This is a genomic window from Maribellus maritimus, assembly GCF_022267315.1.
Taxonomy (GTDB): Bacteria; Bacteroidota; Bacteroidia; order Bacteroidales; family Prolixibacteraceae; genus Draconibacterium; species Draconibacterium maritimum.
Genome location: NZ_JAIKLE010000137.1, coordinates 1 through 1,260, shown reverse-complemented (window position 1 = coordinate 1,260; position 1,260 = coordinate 1). Strand labels below are relative to the sequence as shown.

The following is a 1,260-nucleotide window of genomic DNA, read 5'->3' as shown; positions in this document are numbered from 1 at the left end:
TGGTGTGTCGTTCGCTGGATTCTCGCAACATCGTTCCGTCCTGCCGGACAGGAACGAGCTCCGAAATCCGCAACGACAACTTACAAGTGACCGTTAGCACCAATTATGAAAAAAAATCGCATACATATTGATAATCAACTTATTGAGTTGTTGTAATTCACAAACTGACACTCAAAAAGGAGTAAAAACTGAGACTGTAATCGATGATAAACAGGATACTTCAGATTCTGATAAATTGATTATTGATAACATGGAGATTGATACCTTTCAAAATAATTCAATATTTGCAAGCACACTCGACAAATTCTATGATACATCAGATTATTATATTTCTCTCTATTATCGGACAGAGTATAACGAGACAGTCGCTAATGAGATTACAACCAAAAATGTTAGAGAGATAACCAGTGGTTTAGAGGAGACAAGATTGCAAATTGATAATAATTTAGCAAAAAGACACCTGCTCGTTGATAACCTTGACACCTTATTGATATTTAATGATAAACAAGAGTTAATTGATACAATCTATAGAAAAGATTATGAGTATTATGATGCCATGACAACCTCTGAATTGATAGCAACTTATTCTGGTAAAGATAATTATGAAAATAATTTAGTAATTAGCTGTAATTATTCTGATAAATATGTAATTAAAAAAACACCTGATTTTATTATTGATTCAAATTATATTGATTTAATAATTAAAAAATTACAATTGGAGAAAAAATTTGTTTTCGGTAGTGGATTTACAATAATCAATAATGATACAATTTCTTTTATTTCGTATTCTGATTATCAGACAAATGATACTAAAGTTTATATATTAAAAAACAGTGATTTGATTAATTCAATTACAAAGGATTTTATAATTAGAGATTTACAACCTGTTCCGTTGTATGATAATGACAAATTGATTTATTTAGGATTTGCCAATGTTCCTGAGACTGATATCGAATGGACTGCATTGATTGGTATAGATAAAAATACTTTGAGAATAAAATTTTATGATAGAAACAGAATAGAATAACTGGTGCTAACATGCAATATAGCAAATGGCGGTGAAAGTAATAAATTCGGGCATTGTAGCTCGCATCGGGCTTTTATGTCGGTGGATAGTAACGCGCTCCGCAAACCGCCACTTGCCATATTGCAAAACCGTTAGCCACCATTCCCCACATAAGCACATCCAGAATAGAGTTCAAATAAATTACTCTATTCTTTCCGAGCCAATTAACTACTGTTGCTAACGCGTATTTCTCT

1 protein-coding gene is annotated in these 1,260 nt (G+C 31.9%); it reads left to right on the top strand.

What is annotated here, in order from left to right:
• The first annotated feature begins 127 nt into the window (after positions 1-127).
• Positions 128-1,027 (top strand): hypothetical protein, encoded by a 900-nt coding sequence (locus tag K5G00_RS29360; RefSeq protein WP_238770187.1) that lies wholly within the window; start codon positions 128-130, stop codon positions 1,025-1,027.
• Positions 1,028-1,260: the final 233 nt, after the last annotated feature.